We start from the raw sequence: 23,072 nt of genomic DNA, 5'->3' as shown, positions 1-23,072 counted from the left end.
TTTTTCGTTCCGTCTTGTCTCTACGCTGATGCGCGATGGCCTCCGCCACATAAGGACGTAGCATGCATGTCAGCGCAGCATGTGACGCCCCCTTGCGGCTAGCCGGGTTGTGTGCCTTTCGAGACTCAGCCGTGGTGCTTACTCCGAAGCAGTTGGCCAACTATAGTCTGCCAAAATGACTCTGGCTCAAAAGAACGCTGCCTCCTGAAGGAGCGCTCATGCTGACGTTGCCCCCAGGAACTATCCAGTTTTGAGTCTGTTTCCGGCGATGGTTTTGTCCTTGTGGGCGGTGACAGCGGGCGTCAGCGCGGAGGTGCTCACCTGGCGGAGCGCCAGAGCCATTTGGGGGACGCGAGCGGTGACAACAGGCCTGTCGGTGTGCGCGGGACGTTCTTCGTTTGAAGACCTCTCGTCCGTTCTTACCGCCGGTCCACAAGGACCATCGATGCGTTGCCGTAGCGTCATCCATATTATCGTGGAGGTAACCCCGCACAGCTGGAAGTGGATGGCACCTCGTTGTAGGCTTGGTGATGCTGGAAGATAGTATGGGAGGAGGCGTTGTTTTTGAGCGTGCCGTTGGGGGCGGCCTTGCATCCGACCATTCATTTTCGTGGCCCTATTGCTCGTCGCCTTTGGCTGGGTTGGGCCATGAGCCTTCTGTTTTGCGCGCTTCTTTGGGCCACAGAGACTCCACTTAGGGCGGAAACGTTTGCTCCACCTCCCGGTGCCCATTGGATTGCCGTTGCGAGCACGCAGGACATAGATACTGCCATCGGAATTGCCCGCCTTTTTGGTCCAACCGCTCGTGTGATCCGCTCTAAATCGGGATGGCTGGCGGTTTCTCTGGAACCGCGCAAAGGCAGCCTTCAACAGATCGCCCAGACCATCACGTGGCCTCCGCTGCCAGGTGACGCGCTGCTTTCTTCTGGCCGCGACTACGTTGAAACCATTTGGAAGGCACCGGTCGCGCAACAAGCAAGTGCCAAAGTGAAGCGTGACAAGCCTGGCGTCATTAGCTTCGCCGCGCTTGAGGTAATGGTCACGCGTGAGCCGGCGGCACAAGGCTGGACAGCTCATGTCACGGCCCAAAGGGCAGGAAAGCAGGTACTGGACGTCCGCCATACCTTTGCAGAAGGGGAACCGGACTATGAGTCCAGTGTCATGGTTGCGGAGGTAGACGGCGGGAACGATACGCCTGAAATCTTCATCGACGCATACTCTGGCGGTGCCCATTGCTGCACTAGGACGGTAGCCCTCGACGCCGCAGGCCCAACGGAATGGACCACGGTCGATCTCGGCAATCGTGATGGTGAAGGGATCGAACTCGAAGACGTGGATGGGGATGGCGAAGCCGAGCTAATCCTGCCGGACGACAGCTTTCTATACACATTCGACTGTTACGCCTGCTCCACGCAGCCAATCCGCATCAGCAAGATCGGAAAGGCGACCGTTCGCGATGTCTCCGGAGACAAGAAGTTCCGTCACCGCCTCATTCAAGAGGTTCGCGGCATGGAGTTTCTCGCAAAGGTTATGCCAGACCGCTGGCACTCCAACGGTTTCCTCGCTGCATGGGTTGCCGCCAAGAACCGAATTGGTGAGGGTCAAGCAGCATGGGCAGCCATGACTGGCCTTTACGATCGCAATTCCGACTTTGGGGTTTACGCCTGCCGTAAACCTCAGCCGATCGAGACGTGCCCTACCGATCAGCAATATCGCTTGAGCTTTCTCGACGGGCTGCGCCGGCATATGGAAGAGCACGGCTACGGTTCAATCACTCTGGATGCCGAGGACACTGGAGCCAGCCCACCAGTCCAAGTTTCGCTTGAAGATGCCCGCGCGGCATTCATGGCGATGCCTGTCGAGCGACGCCGCGATATCCAGTTGCTTCTGGCGTCTCTCGGACATTGGCCGGCAGTGGCGGGAGATGGTTTCGGCAAGAACCTCTGGCAAGCCATCAAGGACTTTCAGAACGCAAACGGCAAAGTGTCCAACGGCGTCCTCTCGGTCGGTGATTATGACGAGCTACTGCGGGCAGCTTCACCGTTCCTGAGCATGTGGGACCTGTCGCGCGTCACCCATCCAGTGACCGGTACGCCCCTATGGATACCCAGAGGTTTGGCCAAGTCGACATTGGCGACGAACACGGGGGTCCGTTTTGGCGCTGCCAGCGAAGGCGCTATTGTGGACCTAGATTACTATCCCGGCGTCTCGCTTCAGGCCTTGTATGGGATAACGCAGGAGGTGGTGCGATCTCACGTCACCGACTATCAAACGATCAAATCGAAGTTTTTCGTCATCAACAGCCATGGTGAGGCGGCTACCCAGTATACGCGTTTTGAGGACATCGGCACTGGGGTAGTGGGGTTCACGCTCATTTGGCCGTCTGTGGCAGAGTTCCATGGCGACCGCTTAGCGACCGTGATGTCGGACCTGTTTCGGTCCGAGGTCGAACTGGGCATCCCTCGTTCCCCGCCGTCGCCTGTTGCGCCCATCGCGTCTGTACCGTCAATGCCTGCAGCAATTTCTCCGTCCCCGCCTCCGGCCGCCGTGCCCGAAAAGGAACGGGTTGTCTCAAGCGGAACCGGCTTCTTTGTTGCCGCCGACAGGCTGCTGACCAATGCCCATGTGGTCGCGGGCTGCGAGAAGGTGAACGTACTTATCGACGGCAAGGGCGTCGAAGGTGTCGTTCGTGGCCGAGACACGACTAACGATTTGGCGATCGTGGAGACCAACGACTATCGTTCGGCCACCTTCGCAAAGATGCGCCCCGGAGTTCGACTTGGCGAAGATGTTGCGGCTTTCGGCTTTCCTTTGTCTGGGGAACTGGCCAGCTCTGGCAACTTCACTCGCGGAGCCGTTACCGCCACCGCGGGACTCCGCGACGATATTGCCCACTTGCAGACGGACGCCGCAGTGCAACCCGGCAATAGTGGCGGCCCGCTCATCGATGTCTATGGCAACGTCGTCGGGGTCGTCGACTCGAAGCTAAACTCACTGGTCGCAACGGTCGCGAACAACGACATCCCGCAGAACGTGAACTTCGCTATCAAAGCCTCGATGGCGACGATGTTCTTGGAAGCGCAGTCTATTCCGTTTGAGATGGGGAGTGTCGGAACGCCAGTGTCGTGGCCGGACCTTGCCGACCGAGCCAAGGCGATCGCGGCGGAAATCACTTGCGAGCAATAGCAACGAATGCGCTCAATACGTCCTTGAGTTACTGGCCAGAACGAACTTCAAACCGGACTAGGAACAAGGGGCAACGTCAGGCGCCAAGGCGGACCGCCCCTCATGGAACCTAGTCGAAATAAGGGGATCGCCAACGGAAATCGTCTGAGCTAGGCTTGGTGGAAATGACAATCATCTCCGCTGCAATGCGCTGATTTAATTGAATTTCCACTTTTCCCAAAACTCTTGCCGCGTGTCGTTGCAGTCAGTGAATCCAACCGGCAAGGGCATTATCAGGAGCTGCTCATGCGCAAAAACGTGATTGCAACTTTTACCGCCCTGGCTTTGGCTTGCATCGCCTCGATTCCGAGCGCGCTCGCCGCTGAGCAGAACGTTACGCTTCAGGTCGATGGCAAGAAGGTCGTCGGGACCTTGAACATCCCTGACAATGTCAAGGCGCCGCCTGTGGCCCTCTTGCTGCACGGATTTACCGGTAGCCGTGACGAGTTGGCCATTCCGTCCGCCGACAACGAGGGCATCTTCCGGCGCACCGCCCGCATGTTCGCCGACAAGGGCATTGCGAGCCTGCGAATTGACTTCTTCGGGAGCGGCGAAAGCGAGGGCAGCTACGCCGATACGACACTGCAGGGGCAGATCGCCGACGCCATGGCTGCGGTGGACTTCCTTGCGGCTCGCACGGACATCGACACGAAGAAGATTTCGCTCGTCGGGTGGAGTTTGGGCGGCACCGTCAGCGCCGTCGTTGCCGGGCGCAGCAAAACGCCAATCGCCTCCGTTACGCTGTGGCAGCCGGCCAACAATCCGGCGAACGCCATGGCGTTCCTGATGGGCACGGATGCCGTGAGCAAAGGATTGGCGACAGGGGACGTTCCGCTGGACGTCAAACTGCCGTGGGGGTCGACTGTCAGCCTGAAGGAGCCGTTCTTCAGAAGCCTGACGCAGATTGATCCGGTTGCAGAAAGCGTTGCCTATCATGGCCCGTTGCTTGTGACCGCAGGCACCAACGATGTCATTGTGTTTCCTCAGCCGGAGTCCGCCCAAGTCTTCCTCGACTATCATCAGGGACCGGGAGAGCTCTGGACCCGTCCGATGGACCACTCGTTCAACTCCTTCCAGGACCACGTGACGGTTGACGAGCTGATCAACAAGACGGCCGACTTTATCGAGAAGGCCTCGAAGTAAGCGGTCAATCGGTTGCGCAGTCGCCCACCGGGGTATCCTTGGGGCATGCAGCGTGCAGATGCGCCGACGGACGTCCTGTGAGTTCCCGGACGTTCCGTCGGCTCAGGCATCGGATCCCCCATCTGGGGAAGAGACACTCCTCCGGCGCTGCCAAACAGGGCGTTCGGGGAGGGGCATTAGGCCGAAGCCAAGCGCTCCTGAGGGTGGGGCGGTACATCCGACTCCGCGTCTGAAGGCGCGACCGGACCCAGGGCTGGAAGGCGCGGAGGGCATATGCCCCCGTCTCGCGCTGAACGGCGGCGTCCGCCACCGAGCGCATCGCCTTTGGCAAGCTCGACAACGCGTCCCAGCCCTGACCCGCTTGGCCGGCAAGCCTGGGATTCGACCGGCCTCCACGAAACCTCCACAAAACCTCTACGATAAGCCGACGGACGGTTGTCATCGGGCATGGCAGATCTTGCTGATGGATGCCCGACATGATGCGCCCCCGCTTTCGGACCTTTTTTCTGCTCTGTCTGATGATCGTATTGCCTGCCCTCATGTCTCCCATGGGCTGGCGGAGCGTGAAGGCCGAGACGCCGGCCGAAGCGCCGATCCAGCTGACGGTGATGACGGCTGTACCCGAAAGGCTGATCGTTTCTGACGAACTGCCCGGTCGCGTCGCCGCCTGGCGTAGGGTTGAGATCCGGCCGCAAGTGGGCGGCCTCATCCTCGAGAGGCTGGTCAACGAGGGGACGCGGGTGAAGGCGGGGGATGTCCTGTTCCGCATCGATCCGGCGCCGCTCAAGGCCGACCTTGCCACGGCCGAGGCGGGATTTGCCCGTGCCGTTGCCACCGAGGCCCACTCACGGCGCGGCCTCGCCCGAGCCGACGCGCTCCTGGCGAAGGACGTCATCAGCGACGAGCGGCATGAAGCCGCCCGCAACGATCTGGCGTTGGCCGAGGCCAGTCTTGCCGAGGCGCGCGCCATCGTCGAACGGCGGCGGTTGGACGTGGAGTTCACCACCTTGCGCGCGCCTGTTGCCGGCTATGTCGCTGGCGGCCTTGCCGATATCGGCGGGCTGGCGGTGCCGGGCACCGAGCGGGCTCTTGCCGTGGCCCAGGATCTCGACCGCGTCTATGTCGATCTCCGTCTGCCGGCCTGGCGACTGGATGCGGTCGAGATTGCGGCCGCCGACGGGCTTGGGCTGGTCGAGATCGTTACCGAACGCGGCCAGACGCACCCGCAACAGGGGCGATTGAAGTTCTCGGACGTGATTGTCGACCCGGGAACCGGCAACGCTTCGGTCCGGGTCGAGGTGCCCAATCCGGATCTGGCGCTGCTGCCCGGAATGTATGTGCGCGCAAGACTGCCGCGCGGGCTGTTGCCGGACGCGCTGCTCGTTCCCGAAGACGCCATCCTGCGCAGCGGCGGCGGCAGGGCGCAGATCGTCGTCGTCTCGACCGATGGCACCGCAACGCGCCGCGATGTGACGCTCGGCGATGCCATCGGCGGGCGCGTGGTGATCGCCTCGGGCCTGTCGGCCGGCGAGGTCGTCGCCGTTCGCGGGCAGGACCGGGTGCCCGATGGGGTGACGGTGCCCGAGGTGTCGAAGGTGGCCGAAGACGCACCCGACAAAGACAGGTCCTGAAGGTTCAAAAACATGTCGCAGTTCTTCATCGAGCGCCCGGTCTTTGCCTGGGTCATCGCCATTTTCATCGCGGTGGCCGGCATCGTGGCCATTCCGCAGTTGCCCGTCGCGCGCTTCCCCGATGTTGCCCCGCCGAGCATCAGCATCTTCGCCACCTATTCGGGTGCCGATGTGCAGACCGTCAGCGACAGCGTGATCCGCCCGATCGAAAAGGAGCTCGCGAGCGTCAAGAACGTGCTCTACTACGAGTCTTCCGTTGACTCGACGGGTGGCGCCAACATCTCGGTGACCTTCAAGCCCGGCACGGACCCCGAGATGGCCCAGGTGGACGTCCAGAACCGCCTCAAGAATGCCGACGCTGTGTTGCCGGAACAAGTGCGCCGCGGCGGCGTCAGCGTCGAGGCGTCGGAGTCAGGCTTCCTGATGCTGGTCACGCTCAAGTCGATGACTGGCGACACCGACGAGCTGAGCGTTGGCGACTACCTCACGCGCAACCTTGGCGAGGAACTGAAGCGCGTCCCCGGTGTCGGTCGGGTGCAGCAGTTTGGCTCGGAACGCGCCATGCGGGTCTGGGTCGACCCGTCCAAGTTGGCGGCCTACGGTCTCACCATGACGGATGTCACCGAGGCGATCGCCCGCGAGAACGCAAGGACCGCCCCTGGGCGTGTGGGAGATGAACCGACGGTGCCCGGCACGCGCCTCTCGACCCCGTTGACCGTTCGCGGGCAGCTCTCGACGCCGGAAGCCTTTGCCGCCATTCCGCTGCGGGCGCAGGTCGACGGCGCGCGCCTCCTTCTGGGCGATGTGTCGCGCGTTGAGCTGGGCGCGCAGACCATGGCCTTCAGCGTCAGCAGCAACGGCAAGCCCGCCGCGGCGGCGGCGATCCAGATGTCGCCCGGCGCCAATGCGGTGCGCACGGCGGCCGCCGTCGAGGCGCGCCTGGCCGAGCTGCAGGTGGCCATGCCCAAGGACATGCAGGTGTCGGTCTCCTACAACACCGCGCCCTTCGTGAAGGTCTCGATCAAGAAGGTTGTCGAAACTCTCGTCGAGGCCATGGGGCTGGTCTTCCTGGTCATGCTGCTGTTCCTGCAGAAGATCCGCTACACGCTGATCCCGACCATCGTGGCTCCCATCGCCTTGCTCGGGACCTTCTCGGTGATGTGGCTCGCCGGATACTCGGTCAACGTGCTGACCATGTTCGGCATGGTGCTGGCCATCGGCATCATCGTCGACGACGCCATCGTGGTGGTCGAGAACGTCGAGCGCATCATGACCCGCCAGAGGCTGTCGCCGAAGGCCGCCACCCGGCAGGCCATGCACGAAATCTCCGGCGCCATCGTCGGCATCACCCTGGTCCTTGCCGCGGTCTTCATCCCCATGGGATTGGCGAGCGGCTCGGTCGGGGCGATCTATCGGCAGTTCACGCTGTCGATGGCCGTCTCGATCCTGTTCTCGGCTTTCCTGGCGCTCACGCTGACGCCCGCCCTCTGCGCCACCATCCTGAAGCCTGCCACAGAGCATGCGCCGCGTGGCTTCTTTGGCTGGTTCAACCGGCATTTCGACGCGTTGACGGCGCGCTACACCGGCTGGGTGGGCTGGGTGTTGCGCCGTGGCGGGCGCATGCTGGTGATCTATGTCGCGCTGCTCGCGGTTCTCACCGTCGGCTATGCGCGAGTTCCGACCTCCTTCGTGCCGGAGGAGGATCAGGGCAGTTTCTTCGCCATGTTCGAGCTGCCGGCCGGCGCCACGGCCGAGCGCACGCGCGATATCGTTGCCGCTTACGAGGCCCATACCGCGACGCGCCCCGACATCACCGAAAGCACGGTCATCCTCGGCTTCGGCTTCTCGGGGTCTGGTCCCAACGCGGCGCAGGCCTTCACCAGCCTCAAGGACTGGAGCGAACGAAAGGTATCGGTCGACGACGAGGTCGCCTCCGCCACCGCCGCCATGGCGACCATTCCCGAGGGGACGGCAATGATCATGAAGCCGCCGGCCATTGAATCGCTGGGTACCACGTCGGGCTTCTCGCTGCGGCTCGAAGATCGCGCCAATGCCGGTCCCGCCGCGCTCAAGGCGGCGGAAGACAAGCTGATCGCCCTGGCGTCCGCCAGTCCGCTTCTGGTCGGCGTCATCAGCGAGGGGTTGCCCGACGGAGCCAGCGTCGCACTCCAGGTCGACCGGCAGAAAGCGCAGGCCTTCGGTCTGTCCTTCACCACGATCAACGACACCATATCCACTGCGATCGGATCGGGTTACGTCAACGACTTCCCCAACCAGGGACGCATGCAGCAGGTGATCGTGCAGGCCGACGCGCCGGCCCGCATGCATGTCGAAGACGTCCTGAGGCTCGAAGTCCGCAACATCGAGGGCGGCATGGTTCCCCTGTCCGAGGTTGTGAAGCCGGTGTGGGAGAGCACGCCGCTGCAACTTGCCCGGTACAACGGTTATCCGGCTGCCCGCATCTCGGGCTCGGCGGCGCCGGGCGTATCGAGCGGCGCCGCCATGGACGAGATGGAACGGCTGGCCCAGTCGCTGCCGGCCGGTTTTGCGCTGGAGTGGACCGGGCAGTCGTTGCAGGAGCGACAGTCGGCCAGCCAGGCACCGATATTGCTCGCCGCGTCGATGCTGGTCGTCTTTCTCGTGCTGGCGGCGCTCTACGAAAGCTGGTCGATCCCGCTTGCCGTCATGCTGGTGGTTCCCTTGGGCGTGCTGGGGGCGGTTCTGGCCGTTCTCGCACGCGGCGCGGACAACGATGTGTTCTTCAAGGTCGGGCTCATCACCATCATCGGTCTTTCCGCCAAGAATGCCATCCTGATGGTCGAGTATGCCCGCCATCTGAGAGAGCAGGGCATGAGGCTGCCCAGGGCGATCCTTCAGGCGGCACGCCTGCGCCTCAGGCCAATCCTGATGACGTCGCTCGCCTTCATCCTGGGCGTGGTCCCGCTGATGCTGGCGCGCGGTGCCGGCTCGGAAATCCAGAACGCCATCGGCACCGGCGTCTTCGGGGGCATGGTGTCGGCGACGCTGCTGGCGGTTTTCTTCGTCCCGGTGCTTTATGTCGTCGTCAGCCGCGTGACCGGCCGCGCAAACGTGGGCCATCCGTTGGCCCATCAGACTCCAGAGACCACGTCATGACCAACGCCCTGATCCTGATCATCGAGGACGAGCCCGAGATCGCCGAGATCATCGAGACCTATTTTGCCCGGGAAGGGTTTCGCGTGATCTGCGCCGGCGATGGTCCGACCGGCCTCTCCCACCATCATCGCCTGCGCCCTGATCTGGTGGTGCTCGACATCAAGCTGCCGGGGCAGGACGGCTATGAAGTGCTGACCGCCATTCGCCGGCGCGACGATACGCCGGTGATTATGGTCACCGCGCTGGCCGAAGACCTCGACAAGCTGCAGGCGCTGCGCATCGGTGCCGACGATTACGTGGTCAAGCCCTTCAATCCGTTGGAGGTGGTCGCCCGCGCAAAGGCAATCCTGCGCCGCACGATGGGGCGCAGCCCGGGACAGGTGCTCCGCATGGGACCTTTGTCCGTCGATCCGCAAGCCTATCTGGCGACGATCGATACCGGCTCCGGACCCGTCACGCTGGATCTGACGCCAACCGAGTTCCGCATCCTCGCTCATGTGACCGCTTCACCCGGCCGTGCCTTCCTGCGCTCGGAACTGGTCGATGCCTGCCTGCCGGAAGGCGAGGCGCTTGATCGCACCGTGGACAGCCACGTCAGCAATCTGCGTCGCAAGCTGGCCGCTGCGGGGGCGGACGGCATGCTGGCCGGTGTGCGCGGCGTGGGATATCGCATGGACTTCCCCCATGGCCGGTAACCTGAACTCCCGCATCACCAGCGCCATGGTCGGCCTCACGCTGACGGCCTTCGCGGTCGTCTATTTCGGGCTGATGGCCTATTTTCTCTTCATCTATGAATGGCTCTATCCGGACGCGGCCTACGACGAGAGCTGGCGGCTGGGTGATGTCGTCATGGTCGGGTTCCTGTTGGCGATAGGCCTGTTGACCGCCTCGTTCATAGGCTGGCGACTGGCGCGCCGCATTGTCACGCCGCTGAAATCGGTGGCGCAGGCGGCACGCCTTGTTGCGACGGGGGACTTTTCCGCGCGGGCTGCGCTGCCTCCTGCCAGCTTTGGCGAGGCCGCCGAGCTGGTCGCCGATTTCAATCAGATGGCCGAGCGCCTCCAACGCGCCGAGGCGGAACTTGCCTATTCCAACTCCGCCATCGCGCACGAGCTGCGGACGCCCTTGACCATCCTGCGCGGGCGATTGCAGGGGCTGCTGGACGGCGTGTTCGAGCCCAATCCCCTGCTGTTCGAACGATTGGTCGCGCATGTCGACTCTCTTTCGGCCATCGTCGAGGAACTGCGCACTCTGGCGCTGAACAATGCGGGGCAGTTGGATCTGACCTGTATCGATCTGGACTTGGCCATCGAAGCCGGTGTCGCTGCGGATGCGCTGGAGGCCGAACTGGCGGGCGCGCGCATCAAGCTGACCCGCGTTCTCGGTTCCGCCGTCGTCACCGCCGACCAGACCCGGCTCCGGCAGTCGTTCGTGGCTCTACTGGAGAACTGTTGCCGCTATGCTCCGGGCAGCACTGTCCGGATCGAGACCGGAACCGAGGGCGATGATGTCTTCTTCCGCTGCAGCGATACCGGTCCCGGATTGCCCGAGGAAAGCCACGACCGTGCGTTCGACCGGTTCTGGCGCGCAGACGAGTCGCGTGGGCGCAGCCGGGGCGGCTCGGGCCTCGGTCTGCCGATCGTGCGGGCCATCGCCCGTGCCCATGGCGGAGAGGCGCTGATCCTCGCCCATGACGGCCCCGGATTGGCGATCGAGATCCGACTGCCGTGTCATGCGTCTCCCATTTCCAAGCGAGATCTTCCATGAGCCGCTTTCAGGACGATCCCGACGACTACGGCGATCTGGCGGCGCAGCACGTGTCGCTGCGCCGGGTGCTGGCGCTCTTCGCTCCCTATCGCACACGTATCGCCGGCGTTGTGGCGCTCATGGTTGTCGCTTCGGCCGTGGGACTGGCCGGGCCGTTCCTGTTGCGCGCGATCATCGACGTGGCGCTGCCGCTGCATGACATGACGCTGCTGGTCTCGCTGGTGGCGGGAATGATCGCGGTCGCCATGATCGCCGCCGTCGTCGGTGCCTGGCAGGTGGTGCTGACCTCCCGGATTGGTCAGGCTGTTCTGCATGACCTGCGCGTCAGGCTTTACTCCCATCTGCAAAGCCTCTCGCTGCGCTTCTTCACCGGCACCCGCACGGGAGAAGTGCAATCGCGCATCGCGGGCGACATCGCCGGTCTGCAATCGCTTGTGACCGAGACGGCCAGCGATCTCGGGCGCGCCTTGAGCTCCGTGATCATGACCGCCGTCGCCATCGTCATTCTCGATTGGCGCCTGGCGATGTTCGTGCTGCTGATCGTGCCGGGCACCGTTCTGATCAGCAGCCGCGTGGCCCTGGTGCGGGAGGCGTTGACCTTTCAGCAGCAGGCTCGCGCCGCGGACTTGTCCGTCGCTGTTCAGGAAACGCTCTCGGCCTCGGGCATCATTCTGGCCCGCACCATGGGCCGAGGCCCTCATCTGGCACAACGCTTCGCCCGGATTTCCGGCGACTTGGCAAAGCTGGAAGTCAAGTCGCACACGGCGGGCGAGTGGCAATGGTCATTGATCGGGTTCGCCTTGGCCGTGTTGCCGGCACTGACGCTGCTGGTGGGTGGTCTGTTGATGCGAACCGACAATCCGGCCACCGTCGGTACCCTGGTCGCGATGATCGCGTTGCAGGAGCAGTTGCTGTGGCCGTTCGAGCAACTGTTGGAGATCGGTCGCGACACCCGCAAGACGCGGGCGCTGTTCACCCGGATTTTCGAGTATCTCGACACGCCGGTCGAAATCACCGAGCGCGCGCAGCCGGTGGTCATCCCGCGCGCCGCGATGCGGGGGACGGTGCAACTGGACCATGTCCGCTTTGCCTACGCCGACGCCGACCGTCTCGCCGTCGACGATATCAGCATGACCATTCCGGCCGGCAGCCATGTTGCGATTGTCGGCCCAACCGGATCGGGCAAGACGACGCTCGGCTATCTGCTGGCTCGGCTCTACGACGTGGACGGCGGCTCCATCCGGTTTGACGGCGTCGATCTGAGGGAGCTGAGTTTCGATACGCTCTCGATGATGTTGGGCGTCGTGACGCAAGACCCCTATCTGCTGCATGCCTCCGTGGCCGAGAACTTGCGCTTTGCCCGCCCGGAGGCGACCGATGCCGAGTTGATCGAGGCGGCTCGGGTCGCCCAGATCCACGACCACATAGCGGCGCTGCCGGAGGGCTACGACACCCTCGTGGGGGAGCGCGGCTACCGCTTCTCCGGCGGCGAGAAGCAACGTCTGGCACTGGCCCGCACCATCCTGCGCGATCCGCCGATCCTGCTTTTGGACGAGGCGACGAGCGCTCTCGATACCCGGACCGAACGTGCCATGTCGCTGGCGCTCGACGGCATGTCCAGGGGGCGGACGACCATAACGATTGCACATCGCCTCTCGACCATCCGCCATGCCGATCTGATCGTGGTGATGCAGGCCGGTCATGTGGCCGAGCAGGGCAGCCATGAGGACTTGCTGGCTCGCGATGGGCTTTATGCAAGCCTCCTGCGCGGTGCGTGAGGCGGACGCATCGGGTGGGCGCTCTTCTTCGGAACCACCGTTCCCGCCCATGAGTTCCTGCTTTGGCAGACGGCGACGCTGCGTGTCCGTCTTCGAGAGCGGGAAAGATCATGGCACCACGGGCGAACTGGAAGGGCGTTCTGAAGATCGCTGAGGTCATCTGCCCCGTCTCGCTTTACACGGCGGCATCCACCTCGGAACGCATCGTCTTCCATACTCTCAATCGCGCCACCGGCAACCGCGTCGAGCGCCAATACGTCGATGCCGAAACCGAAAAGCCGGTCGATCGAGAGGACCAGGTCAAGGGCTACGAGGTCAGCGACGGCAACTACATCGAACTCACTCCCGAGGAGCTGAAGGCTGCCGTGCCGGAGAGCGACAAGACGCTGGCGGTGTCGGCCTTCATCGGTTGCGGCGAGATCGACGACGTCTATTTCGACAAGCCCTACTATCTTGCCCCCTCGGATCGCGTGGCCCAGGAAGCCTATGCCATCATCAGGGACGGCCTCAGGGAAAAGAAAGTCGCCGCCATCGCCCGGACCATGCTGTTCCGCCGCGTCCGCACTCTTCTGATCCGGCCTCACCAGGATGGGCTGATCGCCACGACGCTCAACTTCGACTACGAGGTCCGCGCTGCCGCCGACGAGTTTCGCGACATCCCCGATCTCAAGCTCAAGGGCGAGATGCTCGACCTTGCCGAGCACATCATCGATACCAAGATGGGCGAGTTCGACATCGCCGGGTTCGACGATCGCTACGAGGCGGCGCTGGCCGAACTGGTGAAGGCGAAGATCGAGGGCAAGAAGATCAAGCCGCGCAAGGCGCCCAAGGAAGAGAAGGTCATCGACCTGATGGCGGCGCTCCGCGAGAGCGCCGGGCTCGGCAAACCCAAGGGTAAGTCCGGTTCGGCGTCGCGGGCCGGCTCGCGCAGGAAGGCAGGCTGATCATGGCCCTCGAAACCTACCGCCAGAAGCGCAACTTCAAGTCGACGCCCGAGCCCGAGGGCAAGCTCGCGGCGGGCGAGGGCAAGGCTTTCGTCGTTCAGAAGCACGATGCCACGCGCCTGCACTACGATTTCCGCCTGGAAATGGACGGAGTCCTGAAAAGCTGGGCGGTGACCCGAGGTCCGAGCCTTGTTCCCGACGAGAAACGTCTCGCCGTCCATGTCGAGGATCATCCCCTGGACTACGGCGACTTCGAAGGCACGATCCCCAAGGGCCAGTATGGCGGCGGTACGGTCGTGCTCTGGGACCGGGGCACCTGGTCGCCGATCGGCGACGCTCGCAAGGGCTACGCCAAGGGGCACCTCGAGTTCGAACTGGCCGGCGAGAAGTTGACCGGGCGCTGGCATCTGGTGCGCATGCACGGCAAGCCGGGCGAGAAGCGCGAGAACTGGCTCTTGATCAAGGGCGACGACGAGTTTGCCCGTGGCGAGGCGGACATCGACATTCTGGAAGAGCGACCCGAGTCCGTGAAGACCGGGCGCAGCCTGGAGGAGGTGGCCGAAAACGCCGACGCCAAGCGGATCAAGCCGCGCAAGGCCAGGAAAACCACCGCCAAGCCCAAGCCGGATGTGGCGGCGCAAGAGGTAGAAACGCCAGATCTGGCCGGCGTGAAGGGCGCGAAGAAGGCGCCTATGCCCGACGTCATAGAGCCGATGCTCGCGACGTTGGTCTCCTCAGCCCCAACCGGCGAGAAATGGCTGCACGAAATCAAGTTCGACGGCTATCGCCTCCTCGCGCACATCGAGGCGGGGCGGGTCAAGCTGCTGACGCGCAGCGGCCTCGACTGGACCAAGAAGTTCGGAAAGGGTGTTCTCGCTGCCCTGCAGGACCTGCCGCTCGGTGCGGCCATTGTCGATGGCGAACTGGTCGTCGAAACGGCGTCAGGGGCCACGGATTTCTCGGCGCTTCAGGCCGATCTTAGCGCCGGCCGAACCGATCGCTTCGTCTTCTACGTCTTCGACCTCATCTATCTCGATGGCTATGACCTCAGAAGCTTGCCGCTGATCGAGCGCAAGACCCTGCTCGAAAAGCTCATTCCTCCCGGAGAGGGCGTTGTCCGCTTCAGTGCGCATCTCGACGAAAGCGGCGCCATGGTGTTGCAGCACGCTTGCCGACTGAGCCTCGAGGGCATCGTCAGCAAGCGGCGCGATGCTCCCTATCGTCCGGGGCGGGGAAAAACCTGGGTCAAGTCGAAGTGCTCGGCGCGGCAGGAGTTCGTCATCGGCGGATACGTGCCATCGACGGTCTCTCGCAAAGCCGTCGGCTCGCTGGCGCTCGGCGTGTTCGAGGAGGGCAAGCTCCAGCACGTCGGCCGGGTCGGAACAGGCTTCAGCGCCGAGGTTGCCGAGTCCCTGCAAACCCGGCTGGAGCGGCTGCGCACGGATGAAAAGCCGTTCGACAATGCCATGACGGCCGACGAGCGGCGAGGCGTCAGATACGTTCGTCCGGAGCTGGTAGCGGAGGTCGAGTTTCGGGCCTGGACCGCCGATGGGCATCTCCGGCACGCCTCTTTCCGGGGGCTGCGCGAAGACAAGCCGGCGAGCGACATCGTCCGCGAGGCGCCGAAAGCCGAGGCCAAGGCGCCGAAGCCCCAGCGCCGCACGGTCAAGCTTACCCATCCCGACCGGCTCTATTGGCCCGACGAGGGGATCACCAAGGAAGGCCTCGCGAACTTCTACGCCGATGTATGGCGGTTCATGGCCCCCTATGTCGTCGGTCGCCCGCTGGCCCTTCTTCGCTGCCCAAGCGGCATTGAGGGCGAGCGGTTTTTCCAGAAGCACGCCTGGAAGGGCCTGAACGCCAACATCGTGACCGTCCCCGATCCGGCCGATCCGGATGAGGATCCCTGGGTCAGCATCAACGATCTGGACGGAATGATGGGCCTCGTTCAGTCGGCCGCCCTGGAGATCCATCCCTGGGGGTCGACGGTTGCCGACTGGGAGCGGCCCGATATCATCATCCTGGATCTCGATCCGGGTGAGGACGTGCCGTGGCCGGCGGTGCTCGATGCCGCGCAGGAGGTCCGCCAGCGCCTTGTCGATGCGGGTCTCAACCCGTTCGTGAAGACCTCGGGCGGCAAGGGGCTGCACGTCGTCGCGCCGCTGAAGCCTTCGGCGGAGTGGCCGGAGGTCAAGGCCTTCACCAAGTCGCTCGCCGAGGCTATGGCGTCCGACAGTCCGGACCGGTTCGTCGCGACGATCTCGAAATCCAAACGGCGGGGCAAAATCCTGGTCGACTACCTGCGCAACCAGCGCGGCTCCACGGCGGTAGCCCCTTATTCGACACGCGCCCGGCCGGGCGCGGCGGTCTCGACGCCGATCAGTTGGGAGGAACTCGACCCCGGCATCGGCCCCGCCCATTTCACCGTCTCGAACCTGCCGGCCCGGCTGGCGGCGATGCGGGCCGATCCATGGGAAGAGTTCCGCGCCGCGGCGGTGCCGCTCGACGTTGGCAGGAAAAAGCGAGGGCAGGGCGCCTGAGGCGTCCTATCGGGACTTGCTCGCTTTCTCCGACGCCACGCTTTTTCTAAGCGCGTCCATGATGTTGACGACGTTGCCGGGCTTCTCTTCGACGCTCGCCTTGGCCTTTGCCGGGCGCTTCCGCTTTTTCTTCTTGGCCGAGATGATGTCGAGGAGCTTCTCCTGCACCGGGTCGGATACCATCTCGGGATCCCACGGCACGGTTTTCTTGTCGATCAGCTCCTTGATCAACTTCATTGCCCCGGGTTCGACCTTGTCGCCGTCGATCTTGTCGAAATAGTCCTTGTCGGGCCGCACCTCGTCGCCGTAGCGCAACGTCCAGACCACGATGCCCTTGCCGCGCGGCTCCAGCAGCACGGCTCGTTCGCGCCGGTAAAGCACGAGGCGGGAGATGCCGACCGTCTTGGTGGTCGCCATGGCTTCCCGGATCACCGCGAAGGCCTCTTCGCCGACCGGATCGCTCGGCAAGAGATAATGAGGCTTGTCGTAATAGACCCACGGCACGGAGTCGGAGGGCACGAACATATCGATATCGAGGGTGTGCGTGCTGTCGAGGGCGACCGCCTCGATCTCCTCGTCTTCGAGGAGGACATGCTTGCCGTCCTCATCGAGCGGATAGCCCTTGACCTCGTCGTCTTCCTCGATGGGCTTGCCCGTCTCTGCGTCGACATAGCGACTGATCACCCGGTTGCCTGTCTTGGCGTTGAGCACGTGAAACCGCACCTTGTCGGCTTCACTGGTGGCGGGTCGCATGGTCACCGGACAGGTGACGAGCGACAGTTTCAGATAGCCCTTCCAGAACGTGTGGGATGCCATTGCTGGTCCTCCGGTTGGCGATGAAACCACCGGACGGCACGCGCGGTTCCGCACGAGGCGACGGCTCGACCGATGCCACGCATCCCAGGATCAGGGAACCATCAGCGTTCCTTCTAGGGAGAGGCTGTCAAAATCGCTGACGAGGATGTTGAGCCGCAGGGTCCAGGCGCCTCCGATGGGGAGTGTTAGCTCGTCGACGCTCCAGCGCCCTTCTTCCACACGCGTTGCATGTCGTTGCAACGGCTCGATGCCTGAGGCGGGGTTAGCGAGGCTGACGCGTACCTCGCGTGCTGGCATCGGACGGCCATCGGCGCCGCTCAGGCGGATATCGAGGCTACCACGGTCGCCGAGCTCGATCATCGCCATGCCCCGGTCCGTGTGGATATGCAGCATCTGCCGGTGCCGCAGTGCGGCCTCCATGGCGGCGACGCTGCGGGGCGGCGGCGTGAAGCGCCAGCCCGCGACGACGGCGAGGACCGCCAGCAGAAGGCAGACATCCACGGCAAGCACGCGGCGCAGATGGCGGCCATACGCAGGCCCGTCCGTCGCAAGCCGTGGCACGAGAACGTGCCGGTTCAGAGCACCGAGAGCCAGCATGACGAGGACCAGCGCCAGCTTGCAGGCCAGCAGGCGGCCGTAGCCGGTCTCCATAAGGTTCGTCACGGTCACGCCTTGCAGGACGGCAAGCGTCGCGCCCGAAAGCACGAGGGCTGCGATGGTCGGCAAGAGGGCGGCCGACAGTCGCAATGCGGCAGGCGCGGCGCATTCGTGGCGTGTTGCGACGAGGATGAGCAAAGGAAGGAGCGAGCCGCCCCACAGCGTCGCGGCGGCGGCGTGCAAAGCTAGGGCGGGGCGTGAGACCCAGATGGGCGCCGCCGTGCCGGCGTGGCCGCTCAGCGTCATGGCGAAGGCCACCATCAGAAGCGATGCCGTGGCGAACCCCGTGGCCAATCCGCGCCTCCGGCAGCGAAGGGCGACGGCGGCGAGAAGGAGCGCCACGCTGCCGAGGCCGAGTGTCTCGCCATAGCGGGACTGCAGGCCGGCGCTCCAGACGGCCGTGCTGCCGAGGTCGGCAAGATTGCTGCCAAGCTCATCGAGTCCCTGGAGGCCGAAGGAAACGGCGGTGGCGATGGCTCCGAGGCCGAGCAGCGCGACGACCATGCGATCGGCCTGAGGCGGGCGCCGCCCGGCGATGACCGTCAGGAAGAAGGCGCCGCCAATCCCGCCGATCCAGCCCAAGTAGACGCCGATCCGTGCGAGCCAGATGGGGACGGCGATGGCCGGCGACGACGACGGGGCCGCTGCGGCGGAGCGGTGACTGGCATGACCCACGGAAAACATCGATGTGCCGCCGATCGGATGTCCGTCGGCGGAGGCAACGCGCCAGCTGAGTGCGTAGGTGCCCTGGTCGGTGGTGGCGGGAAGCTCCACGATCAAGTCGTTGTTCTGCGCCGATCCATGGGGTTCGACGCTTCGGCCGTCGGGGTAGAAGAGTTTCAGGGCAAGCGGGGTGACGGGCTCGTTGAAGGATAGCCGGATCGTATCGGGCGACGCGGCGACGACGCTGCCCTCGACGGGTTCACTGCCAACGAGGGCGGCATGCGCAAGGCACGGGCCGGCCAGAGCAGCGCAGCCGACGACGATCAGGGCGAGCCTGGCGAGGAAGCGGAGCATCGAAGCGTTCCTGAAAAAAGGGGCGGCGCAGCCTCCCGCGCCGCCCGCTCCATCACTTGGGGGCGACGATCCTGACGCCGGGCGCCGGCGCTTCGTAGTCGTCCGCGCTCTTGCCATCGGCCGGTATCTCGATCCAACGGTCGACCGCGCCGCCCTCGCACTCCTGCACGACAGGGAAATACACGTTGGTGCCTGCCGCGAACGCCTCGGTCAGCGTGCCGCGGAAGACGAACTCGTCATAGTAGTCGTCGGGCAGATTGCCGGTCCACGACAGCTCCTTCACGCCCTCGCTGACCGTGTTGCCATGCAGTTCGTAGCTGTTGGCATAGCTGCCCTTGACGGTGTCGAGAGTCCAGCCGGCCTTGGGCATCGGCTTCACGGCGATGAATCCCTCGGGGATATGCACGCGCACCTTCAGCGTCGCTGCTCCCGCGCAACCATGGGGCACGCGCAGGACGGCCTTGTAGGTGGAGCCGACCGCCGCCTCCGGCGCCTCCAGCGTGATGTGGGCGAGGGCCGTGGCAGGGGCGAGCAGCAGCGCGGCGGCTCCAAGAGCGGCCAGTGTGGTCTTGGTCATGTCTTTGTCCTTCAGAATCGAGTGATGGCTGTGATCCGATCACGCGAATCCGGAGGCGCCCGTGCCCCGACTGGGCCTCGCTGGGGAGGGGGAGTGCTGTGGCCGGGATCGGCGGTCGGGGTGATGACCGCCATGGGCAGGGCTGCCCGCTGCGGTATGCCGGCAACCCGGTCGAGAGGCCCCACCGCCGTTCCGAGCTTGCCGCAAAGCATGCACCAGTCGCAGCCGGCCTTGCCCGGTGGGGTCTCGTGCCTGTCACCGTGATCGGCAAGGGCCAAGTCCGAATGGCAGATGGCGGTCTGGCTGGCGTCCACCGCCGCCGCGTCGGCCGCTGGGGGCATGACGAGCTGCAGCGCCAGGGCCAAGGTGGCCGCCAGCGCCGTCATGCTCCTCGCCATCCGTTCCCAGCCGCTCACGACGCGTCCTTGGCTCCAGTTGCAAACAGGTCGCAATCTGCAGCAGGACGGTACGGGCTTCTTTGCTTTCTCGCAAACTCAAGTTTAAGGCCGACGTCGCGCGGCGATTTTCCGGTGCGCAAAGTTGAGGATTGATCCGGTCGCCCTGCCGCTCGTAAACTGAATGCTTCGCCGAGGTCCTTGGGCCTTTCATCGGTACGAGGTGACTGCGAGCGGCCGGAGCGAATGAAGCTGAAGCGTTATTTCTGGCCAATGGTGGCGACGGCGACGATCGTGCTGTCCGTTTGGCTTCTCCTCCGGGAACTCCGTGGGCTTTCCCTGGAAAACGTCGGTGATAGCCTCGCGGCAATTCCGACGCTCCACTGGGCCATGGCTGGCGCGTGTACTCTCGTCGCCTACGGCGCGCTGGCCGGCTACGATCGGGTGGCGCTCCTGCATCTCGGCAAGCGAATCAACTGGCTGTTCATCACCGTCTGCTCCTTCACCACCTACGCCCTGTCTCACAACATCGGGGCGTCGGTGGTGTCCGGCGGTGTCGTGCGCTACCGCGCCTATTCCACGAAGGGGCTGTCGCCGGCCGAGATCGGCCTGCTGATCGCCTTTTGCTCGTTTACCTTCATCCTGGGCACGGTGACGCTGATCGGCCTCGTGCTGGTGCTCGACCCCGACATCGTCAAGCGTTTCGGCGATCTCTTGCCCATGACGGCGTCCCGGGCGACCGGCGCGTTCCTGCTGTTCCTGGTGGCGCTTTATGTCCTGGGCAGCGTGATGCGGTTCAAGCCGTTGCACATCGGTCGCTTCGCCATCGTCTATCCGTCGCTGCATGTGACCCTGTCTCAGCTCGCGGTCGGCATATGCGAGCTGCTGGGGGCGGCGGGCATCATCTATTTTGCCCTGCCGGACGCCGGCAATCCCGGCTACTTCGTCGTGCTCGGCATCTTCCTGATGTCCTTCTCGGCGGCGCTGATCTCGCACGTTCCCGGCGGCCTTGGCGTGTTCGAGCTGGTTTTCGTCATGGGTCTGCCCGATATGGCCGACGCCGATGTGATCGCCGCGCTTCTGGTGTTTCGTCTCTTCTATCTCATCGTTCCCTTCATCATGGCCTTGGTGGTGGTGCTGCTGTTCGAACGCTCGCGCTTTCGTTCGGATCGGGCGTCTGAGGACACATGAGACCGCTCGCTGGAACATGAAGCTCGTTTTCAGGTTTCTCGTTTTCTTCCCGAGAATGCGCTATCATCGGCCTCTCCGATGACCTGACGTGGCGCCGGACGAAGGACGCGAGACGATGTCTATTTCCAGCCTGCCGCTTCTGGTTCGCTTCTTGATTCGCCATGCCGCGATCGGGTTCGGCGTTGCCATCCTGTTCGTCGGCCTGCTGCTCGCCTTGGATATCGGCGGCATCGCCACGCTGATTTTCGCCTCTTCCTCGGCGGGGCTGGCGCTGGCGATCCTCACCTTTTCGGTGGGGCTTACCTTTTCCAGCGTGCAGATGGGCTTTGCGGTGATGTTTCTTCGCGATGACGGCTGACGGCGCCAAGGCCGGTATGCGTCTTTCCCAACTCGTTTTTCCAGGCATCTCCTCTAGGGATGGCGCCGCCGGAGCTCGCGGCGGGCGTTGAGACGCTTCGGCGAGGTCCGCTCGTCTGCTTCTCCTGCCTGGATTCCCGCCATGAGTTCCGCCCATTCGACCGATGCCACCGCCAATCCCGCTCCGCTCGGGTTGATGGGCTTCGGCATGACCACCATGCTTCTGAACTTCCACAACGCCGGCTTCTATCCGATGGATACGATGATCCTGGCCATGGGCATCTTCTACGGCGGTATCGCCCAGATGATCGCCGGCATCATGGAGTGGAAGAAGGGCAACACCTTTGCGGCCACGGCCTTCACCAGCTACGGCATGTTCTGGCTGTCGCTGGTCGGGCTCATCGTGTTGCAGAAGACCTCGCTCGGCATTGCCGGTCCGTCGCCGGATGCCGCCATGCCGGCCTTCCTTGGCATGTGGGGCGTGTTCACGGCCATCCTGTTCATCGGCACGCTGCGCCTCAATCGCGCCTTGCAGGTCGTGTTCGGCTCGCTCACCGTGCTGTTCGCACTGCTTGCCATCGGCGACGCTACCGGCAACGAGGCCATCACCCGCCTTGCCGGCTGGGAAGGACTGTTCTGCGGTGCCTCGGCGATCTACGCCGGTCTGGCGCAGGTGTTGAACGAGGTCTATGGCCGCACCGTCTGGCCGATCGGCCCGGTGACCCCCTGATCGACGACGGCGGAAATGCGGAGAACTCTCCGCGTTGCCAACCGGATAAACAGTTCTACGACTGTTCAGATGGCTGGCCGCGCGAGCGATATTGTCTTTCCAAACTCGTAAGGGAACGCCATGTCGCTCGTCGGCCAGATTCTTCCCATCTTCTTGTTGATCGCCCTCGGCGTCGTCAGCCGCCTTTTCGGTTGGCTATCCGACGCGGCTGTCGACGGCTTGCGCCAGATCGTGGTGCGCATGGTGTTGCCGTCGGTGCTATTCCTGTCCTTTGTCGACATGAGCCTGTCGGTCGATCACCTTTCTCTGGTCGCAGTGGTGTTTCTGGCCTGCAGTGTCGGTCTGGCGCTTGGCTGGCCGCTGATCCGCCGCCTTTATCCTGCCGACCGGTTCACGCCCTTCCTGGCCGGCGGCTACGAGTTTGGCATGCTTGGCGTCAGCCTGTTCGCCGGTGCCTACGGCGCCGGCGCGCTGCCATCGATTGCCGTGGTGGCGCTGGGCCACGAGCTCTTCATCTGGTTCGTATTCTTTGCCTTGCTGATCGCCGCCCGCGACGGTTCGGCCCGGCCGGGCGACCTGATCCTCGGCTTTGCCCGTAATCCGGTCACGATGGCGATCCTCGCCGGCCTCCTTTGCAATGGCTTGGGACTTCGGACCGCGACGCTTGAAACCGTTCCGGGCATCGACGCCATCATCCACAGCCTGCGCTTCCTGGCTCCGATGGTGGTTCCCGCCGTTCTGATCGTGGTCGGTTACGGTCTCCGCTTCGAAGCTGTCGACGGCGGCAAGATCGTGCGCGTCATGGCCGCCCGGGCCATCGTGCAGGTGCCGCTGGCCGGCATCGCGGCGTTTCTGGTGCTCGGTCACCTGTTTGGTTTCGAGCTGCGTTATCAGGTGGCGCTGTTCACGCTGATGATCCTTCCTCCGCCCTTCATCGTGCCGCTGTTCATGCCCGACGATGCGGCGGCGACGGCCGAACGGCCTCTGATCATGCAAGTGCTGACGATTCACACGTTGGCGTCCCTGGCGATCTTCGCCGGCATCATCGCCGTCTTTCCATCGTTTGGCTGAGGCAGGGCAGGGCGTAGATCGACCTGCCGAAGATAGGCGAGATGGGGCGGCGCGCTATCGGCGGTGGTCAGGTGCGCGCGCCACGGTTTTCCGCCCGA

At 64.1% G+C, this 23,072-nt stretch carries 17 protein-coding genes; 13 read left to right on the top strand and 4 right to left on the bottom strand.

The genetic code is table 11. The features are described from left to right. The first annotated feature begins 558 nt into the window (after positions 1-558). From QQZ18_RS07975 to ligD, 9 genes are all read left to right on the top strand, one after another. Positions 559-3,186, top strand: coding sequence for a S1C family serine protease (locus tag QQZ18_RS07975; protein ID WP_284539842.1), 2,628 nt, complete (start codon positions 559-561; stop codon positions 3,184-3,186). Between the two features lie 285 nt (positions 3,187-3,471). Then, positions 3,472-4,368, top strand: coding sequence for an alpha/beta hydrolase family protein (locus QQZ18_RS07970; protein WP_284539840.1), 897 nt, complete (start codon positions 3,472-3,474; stop codon positions 4,366-4,368). Between the two features lie 476 nt (positions 4,369-4,844). Further along, entirely contained in the window at positions 4,845-5,999 is a 1,155-nt protein-coding gene (locus tag QQZ18_RS07965) for an efflux RND transporter periplasmic adaptor subunit (protein ID WP_284539839.1), read from the top strand. 12 nt (positions 6,000-6,011) lie between these two features. Beyond that, positions 6,012-9,134 (top strand): multidrug efflux RND transporter permease subunit, encoded by a 3,123-nt coding sequence (locus tag QQZ18_RS07960; RefSeq protein WP_284539836.1) that lies wholly within the window; start codon positions 6,012-6,014, stop codon positions 9,132-9,134. Then, entirely contained in the window at positions 9,131-9,829 is a 699-nt protein-coding gene (locus QQZ18_RS07955) for a response regulator (RefSeq protein ID WP_284539835.1), read from the top strand. The genes QQZ18_RS07960 and QQZ18_RS07955 overlap by 4 nt, the downstream gene beginning before the upstream one ends. Beyond that, positions 9,819-10,901, top strand: coding sequence for a sensor histidine kinase (locus tag QQZ18_RS07950; protein WP_284539833.1), 1,083 nt, complete (start codon positions 9,819-9,821; stop codon positions 10,899-10,901). Before QQZ18_RS07955 ends, QQZ18_RS07950 begins: the two co-directional genes overlap by 11 nt. Beyond that, positions 10,898-12,679 carry an ABC transporter ATP-binding protein gene (locus QQZ18_RS07945; protein WP_284539831.1) on the top strand — a complete coding sequence of 594 codons (1,782 nt, stop codon included), beginning with the start codon at positions 10,898-10,900 and terminating at the stop codon, positions 12,677-12,679. The genes QQZ18_RS07950 and QQZ18_RS07945 overlap by 4 nt, the downstream gene beginning before the upstream one ends. A 110-nt stretch (positions 12,680-12,789) precedes the next feature. Next, positions 12,790-13,623: a non-homologous end joining protein Ku gene (gene ku, locus QQZ18_RS07940; RefSeq protein WP_284539829.1), complete on the top strand. Its 834-nt coding sequence runs from the start codon at positions 12,790-12,792 to the stop codon at positions 13,621-13,623. Between the two features lie 2 nt (positions 13,624-13,625). Next, on the top strand, positions 13,626-16,163 hold the full coding sequence (gene ligD, locus QQZ18_RS07935; protein ID WP_284539826.1) for a DNA ligase D: 2,538 nt from the start codon (positions 13,626-13,628) through the stop codon (positions 16,161-16,163). A gap of 6 nt (positions 16,164-16,169) precedes the next feature. On the opposite strand, the gene ku (QQZ18_RS07930) is transcribed toward ligD, so the two are convergent. The 4 genes from ku (QQZ18_RS07930) to QQZ18_RS07915 form a co-directional block, all read right to left on the bottom strand. Then, entirely contained in the window at positions 16,170-16,979 is an 810-nt protein-coding gene (gene ku, locus QQZ18_RS07930; RefSeq protein ID WP_284539825.1) for a non-homologous end joining protein Ku, read from the bottom strand. A 90-nt stretch (positions 16,980-17,069) separates the two neighbouring features. Then, positions 17,070-18,653, bottom strand: coding sequence for a copper resistance CopC/CopD family protein (locus QQZ18_RS07925; protein ID WP_284539823.1), 1,584 nt, complete (start codon positions 18,651-18,653; stop codon positions 17,070-17,072). A gap of 52 nt (positions 18,654-18,705) precedes the next feature. After that, complete coding sequence (locus tag QQZ18_RS07920; protein ID WP_284539821.1) at positions 18,706-19,230, bottom strand: YcnI family copper-binding membrane protein; 525 nt, start codon at positions 19,228-19,230, stop codon at positions 18,706-18,708. 11 nt (positions 19,231-19,241) lie between these two features. Further along, positions 19,242-19,646, bottom strand: coding sequence for a hypothetical protein (locus QQZ18_RS07915; RefSeq protein WP_284539819.1), 405 nt, complete (start codon positions 19,644-19,646; stop codon positions 19,242-19,244). Positions 19,647-19,871: 225 nt separating this feature from the next. On the opposite strand from QQZ18_RS07915, the gene QQZ18_RS07910 reads away from it, so the two are divergent. The 4 genes from QQZ18_RS07910 (at position 19,872) to QQZ18_RS07895 (ending at position 22,974) form a co-directional block, all read left to right on the top strand. Further along, a complete protein-coding gene (locus tag QQZ18_RS07910; protein WP_284539817.1) occupies positions 19,872-20,816 on the top strand; it encodes a lysylphosphatidylglycerol synthase domain-containing protein in 945 nt (314 codons plus the stop codon). Positions 20,817-20,931: 115 nt separating this feature from the next. Next, positions 20,932-21,174 (top strand): hypothetical protein, encoded by a 243-nt coding sequence (locus QQZ18_RS07905; RefSeq protein WP_284539815.1) that lies wholly within the window; start codon positions 20,932-20,934, stop codon positions 21,172-21,174. Between the two features lie 141 nt (positions 21,175-21,315). Further along, positions 21,316-21,903, top strand: coding sequence for an acetate uptake transporter (locus QQZ18_RS07900; protein WP_284539813.1), 588 nt, complete (start codon positions 21,316-21,318; stop codon positions 21,901-21,903). A 120-nt stretch (positions 21,904-22,023) separates the two neighbouring features. Further along, complete coding sequence (locus tag QQZ18_RS07895; protein ID WP_284539811.1) at positions 22,024-22,974, top strand: AEC family transporter; 951 nt, start codon at positions 22,024-22,026, stop codon at positions 22,972-22,974. Positions 22,975-23,072: the final 98 nt, after the last annotated feature.

The sequence above is a fragment of the Pleomorphomonas sp. T1.2MG-36 genome, assembly GCF_950100655.1.
Lineage (GTDB): Bacteria > Pseudomonadota > Alphaproteobacteria > Rhizobiales > Pleomorphomonadaceae > Pleomorphomonas.
The sequence above is the reverse complement of the archived record's forward strand: the minus strand, read 5'-3'. Positions and strand labels throughout refer to the sequence as shown.

What these genes read in the sequence shown, in the direction of transcription:
- QQZ18_RS07970 (WP_284539840.1), top strand. Translation starts at nt 3,472, where the DNA reads ATGCGCAAAAACGTGATTGCAACTTTTACCGCCCTGGCTTTGGCTTGC.
- QQZ18_RS07965 (WP_284539839.1), top strand. Translation starts at nt 4,845, where the DNA reads ATGATGCGCCCCCGCTTTCGGACCTTTTTTCTGCTCTGTCTGATGATC.
- QQZ18_RS07960 (WP_284539836.1), top strand. Translation starts at nt 6,012, where the DNA reads ATGTCGCAGTTCTTCATCGAGCGCCCGGTCTTTGCCTGGGTCATCGCC.
- QQZ18_RS07955 (WP_284539835.1), top strand. Translation starts at nt 9,131, where the DNA reads ATGACCAACGCCCTGATCCTGATCATCGAGGACGAGCCCGAGATCGCC.
- QQZ18_RS07950 (WP_284539833.1), top strand. Translation starts at nt 9,819, where the DNA reads ATGGCCGGTAACCTGAACTCCCGCATCACCAGCGCCATGGTCGGCCTC.
- QQZ18_RS07945 (WP_284539831.1), top strand. Translation starts at nt 10,898, where the DNA reads ATGAGCCGCTTTCAGGACGATCCCGACGACTACGGCGATCTGGCGGCG.
- ku (WP_284539829.1), top strand. Translation starts at nt 12,790, where the DNA reads ATGGCACCACGGGCGAACTGGAAGGGCGTTCTGAAGATCGCTGAGGTC.
- ligD (WP_284539826.1), top strand. Translation starts at nt 13,626, where the DNA reads ATGGCCCTCGAAACCTACCGCCAGAAGCGCAACTTCAAGTCGACGCCC.
- ku (WP_284539825.1), bottom strand. Translation starts at nt 16,979, where the DNA reads ATGGCATCCCACACGTTCTGGAAGGGCTATCTGAAACTGTCGCTCGTC.
- QQZ18_RS07925 (WP_284539823.1), bottom strand. Translation starts at nt 18,653, where the DNA reads ATGCTCCGCTTCCTCGCCAGGCTCGCCCTGATCGTCGTCGGCTGCGCT.
- QQZ18_RS07920 (WP_284539821.1), bottom strand. Translation starts at nt 19,230, where the DNA reads ATGACCAAGACCACACTGGCCGCTCTTGGAGCCGCCGCGCTGCTGCTC.
- QQZ18_RS07910 (WP_284539817.1), top strand. Translation starts at nt 19,872, where the DNA reads ATGAAGCTGAAGCGTTATTTCTGGCCAATGGTGGCGACGGCGACGATC.
- QQZ18_RS07905 (WP_284539815.1), top strand. Translation starts at nt 20,932, where the DNA reads ATGTCTATTTCCAGCCTGCCGCTTCTGGTTCGCTTCTTGATTCGCCAT.
- QQZ18_RS07900 (WP_284539813.1), top strand. Translation starts at nt 21,316, where the DNA reads ATGAGTTCCGCCCATTCGACCGATGCCACCGCCAATCCCGCTCCGCTC.
- QQZ18_RS07895 (WP_284539811.1), top strand. Translation starts at nt 22,024, where the DNA reads ATGTCGCTCGTCGGCCAGATTCTTCCCATCTTCTTGTTGATCGCCCTC.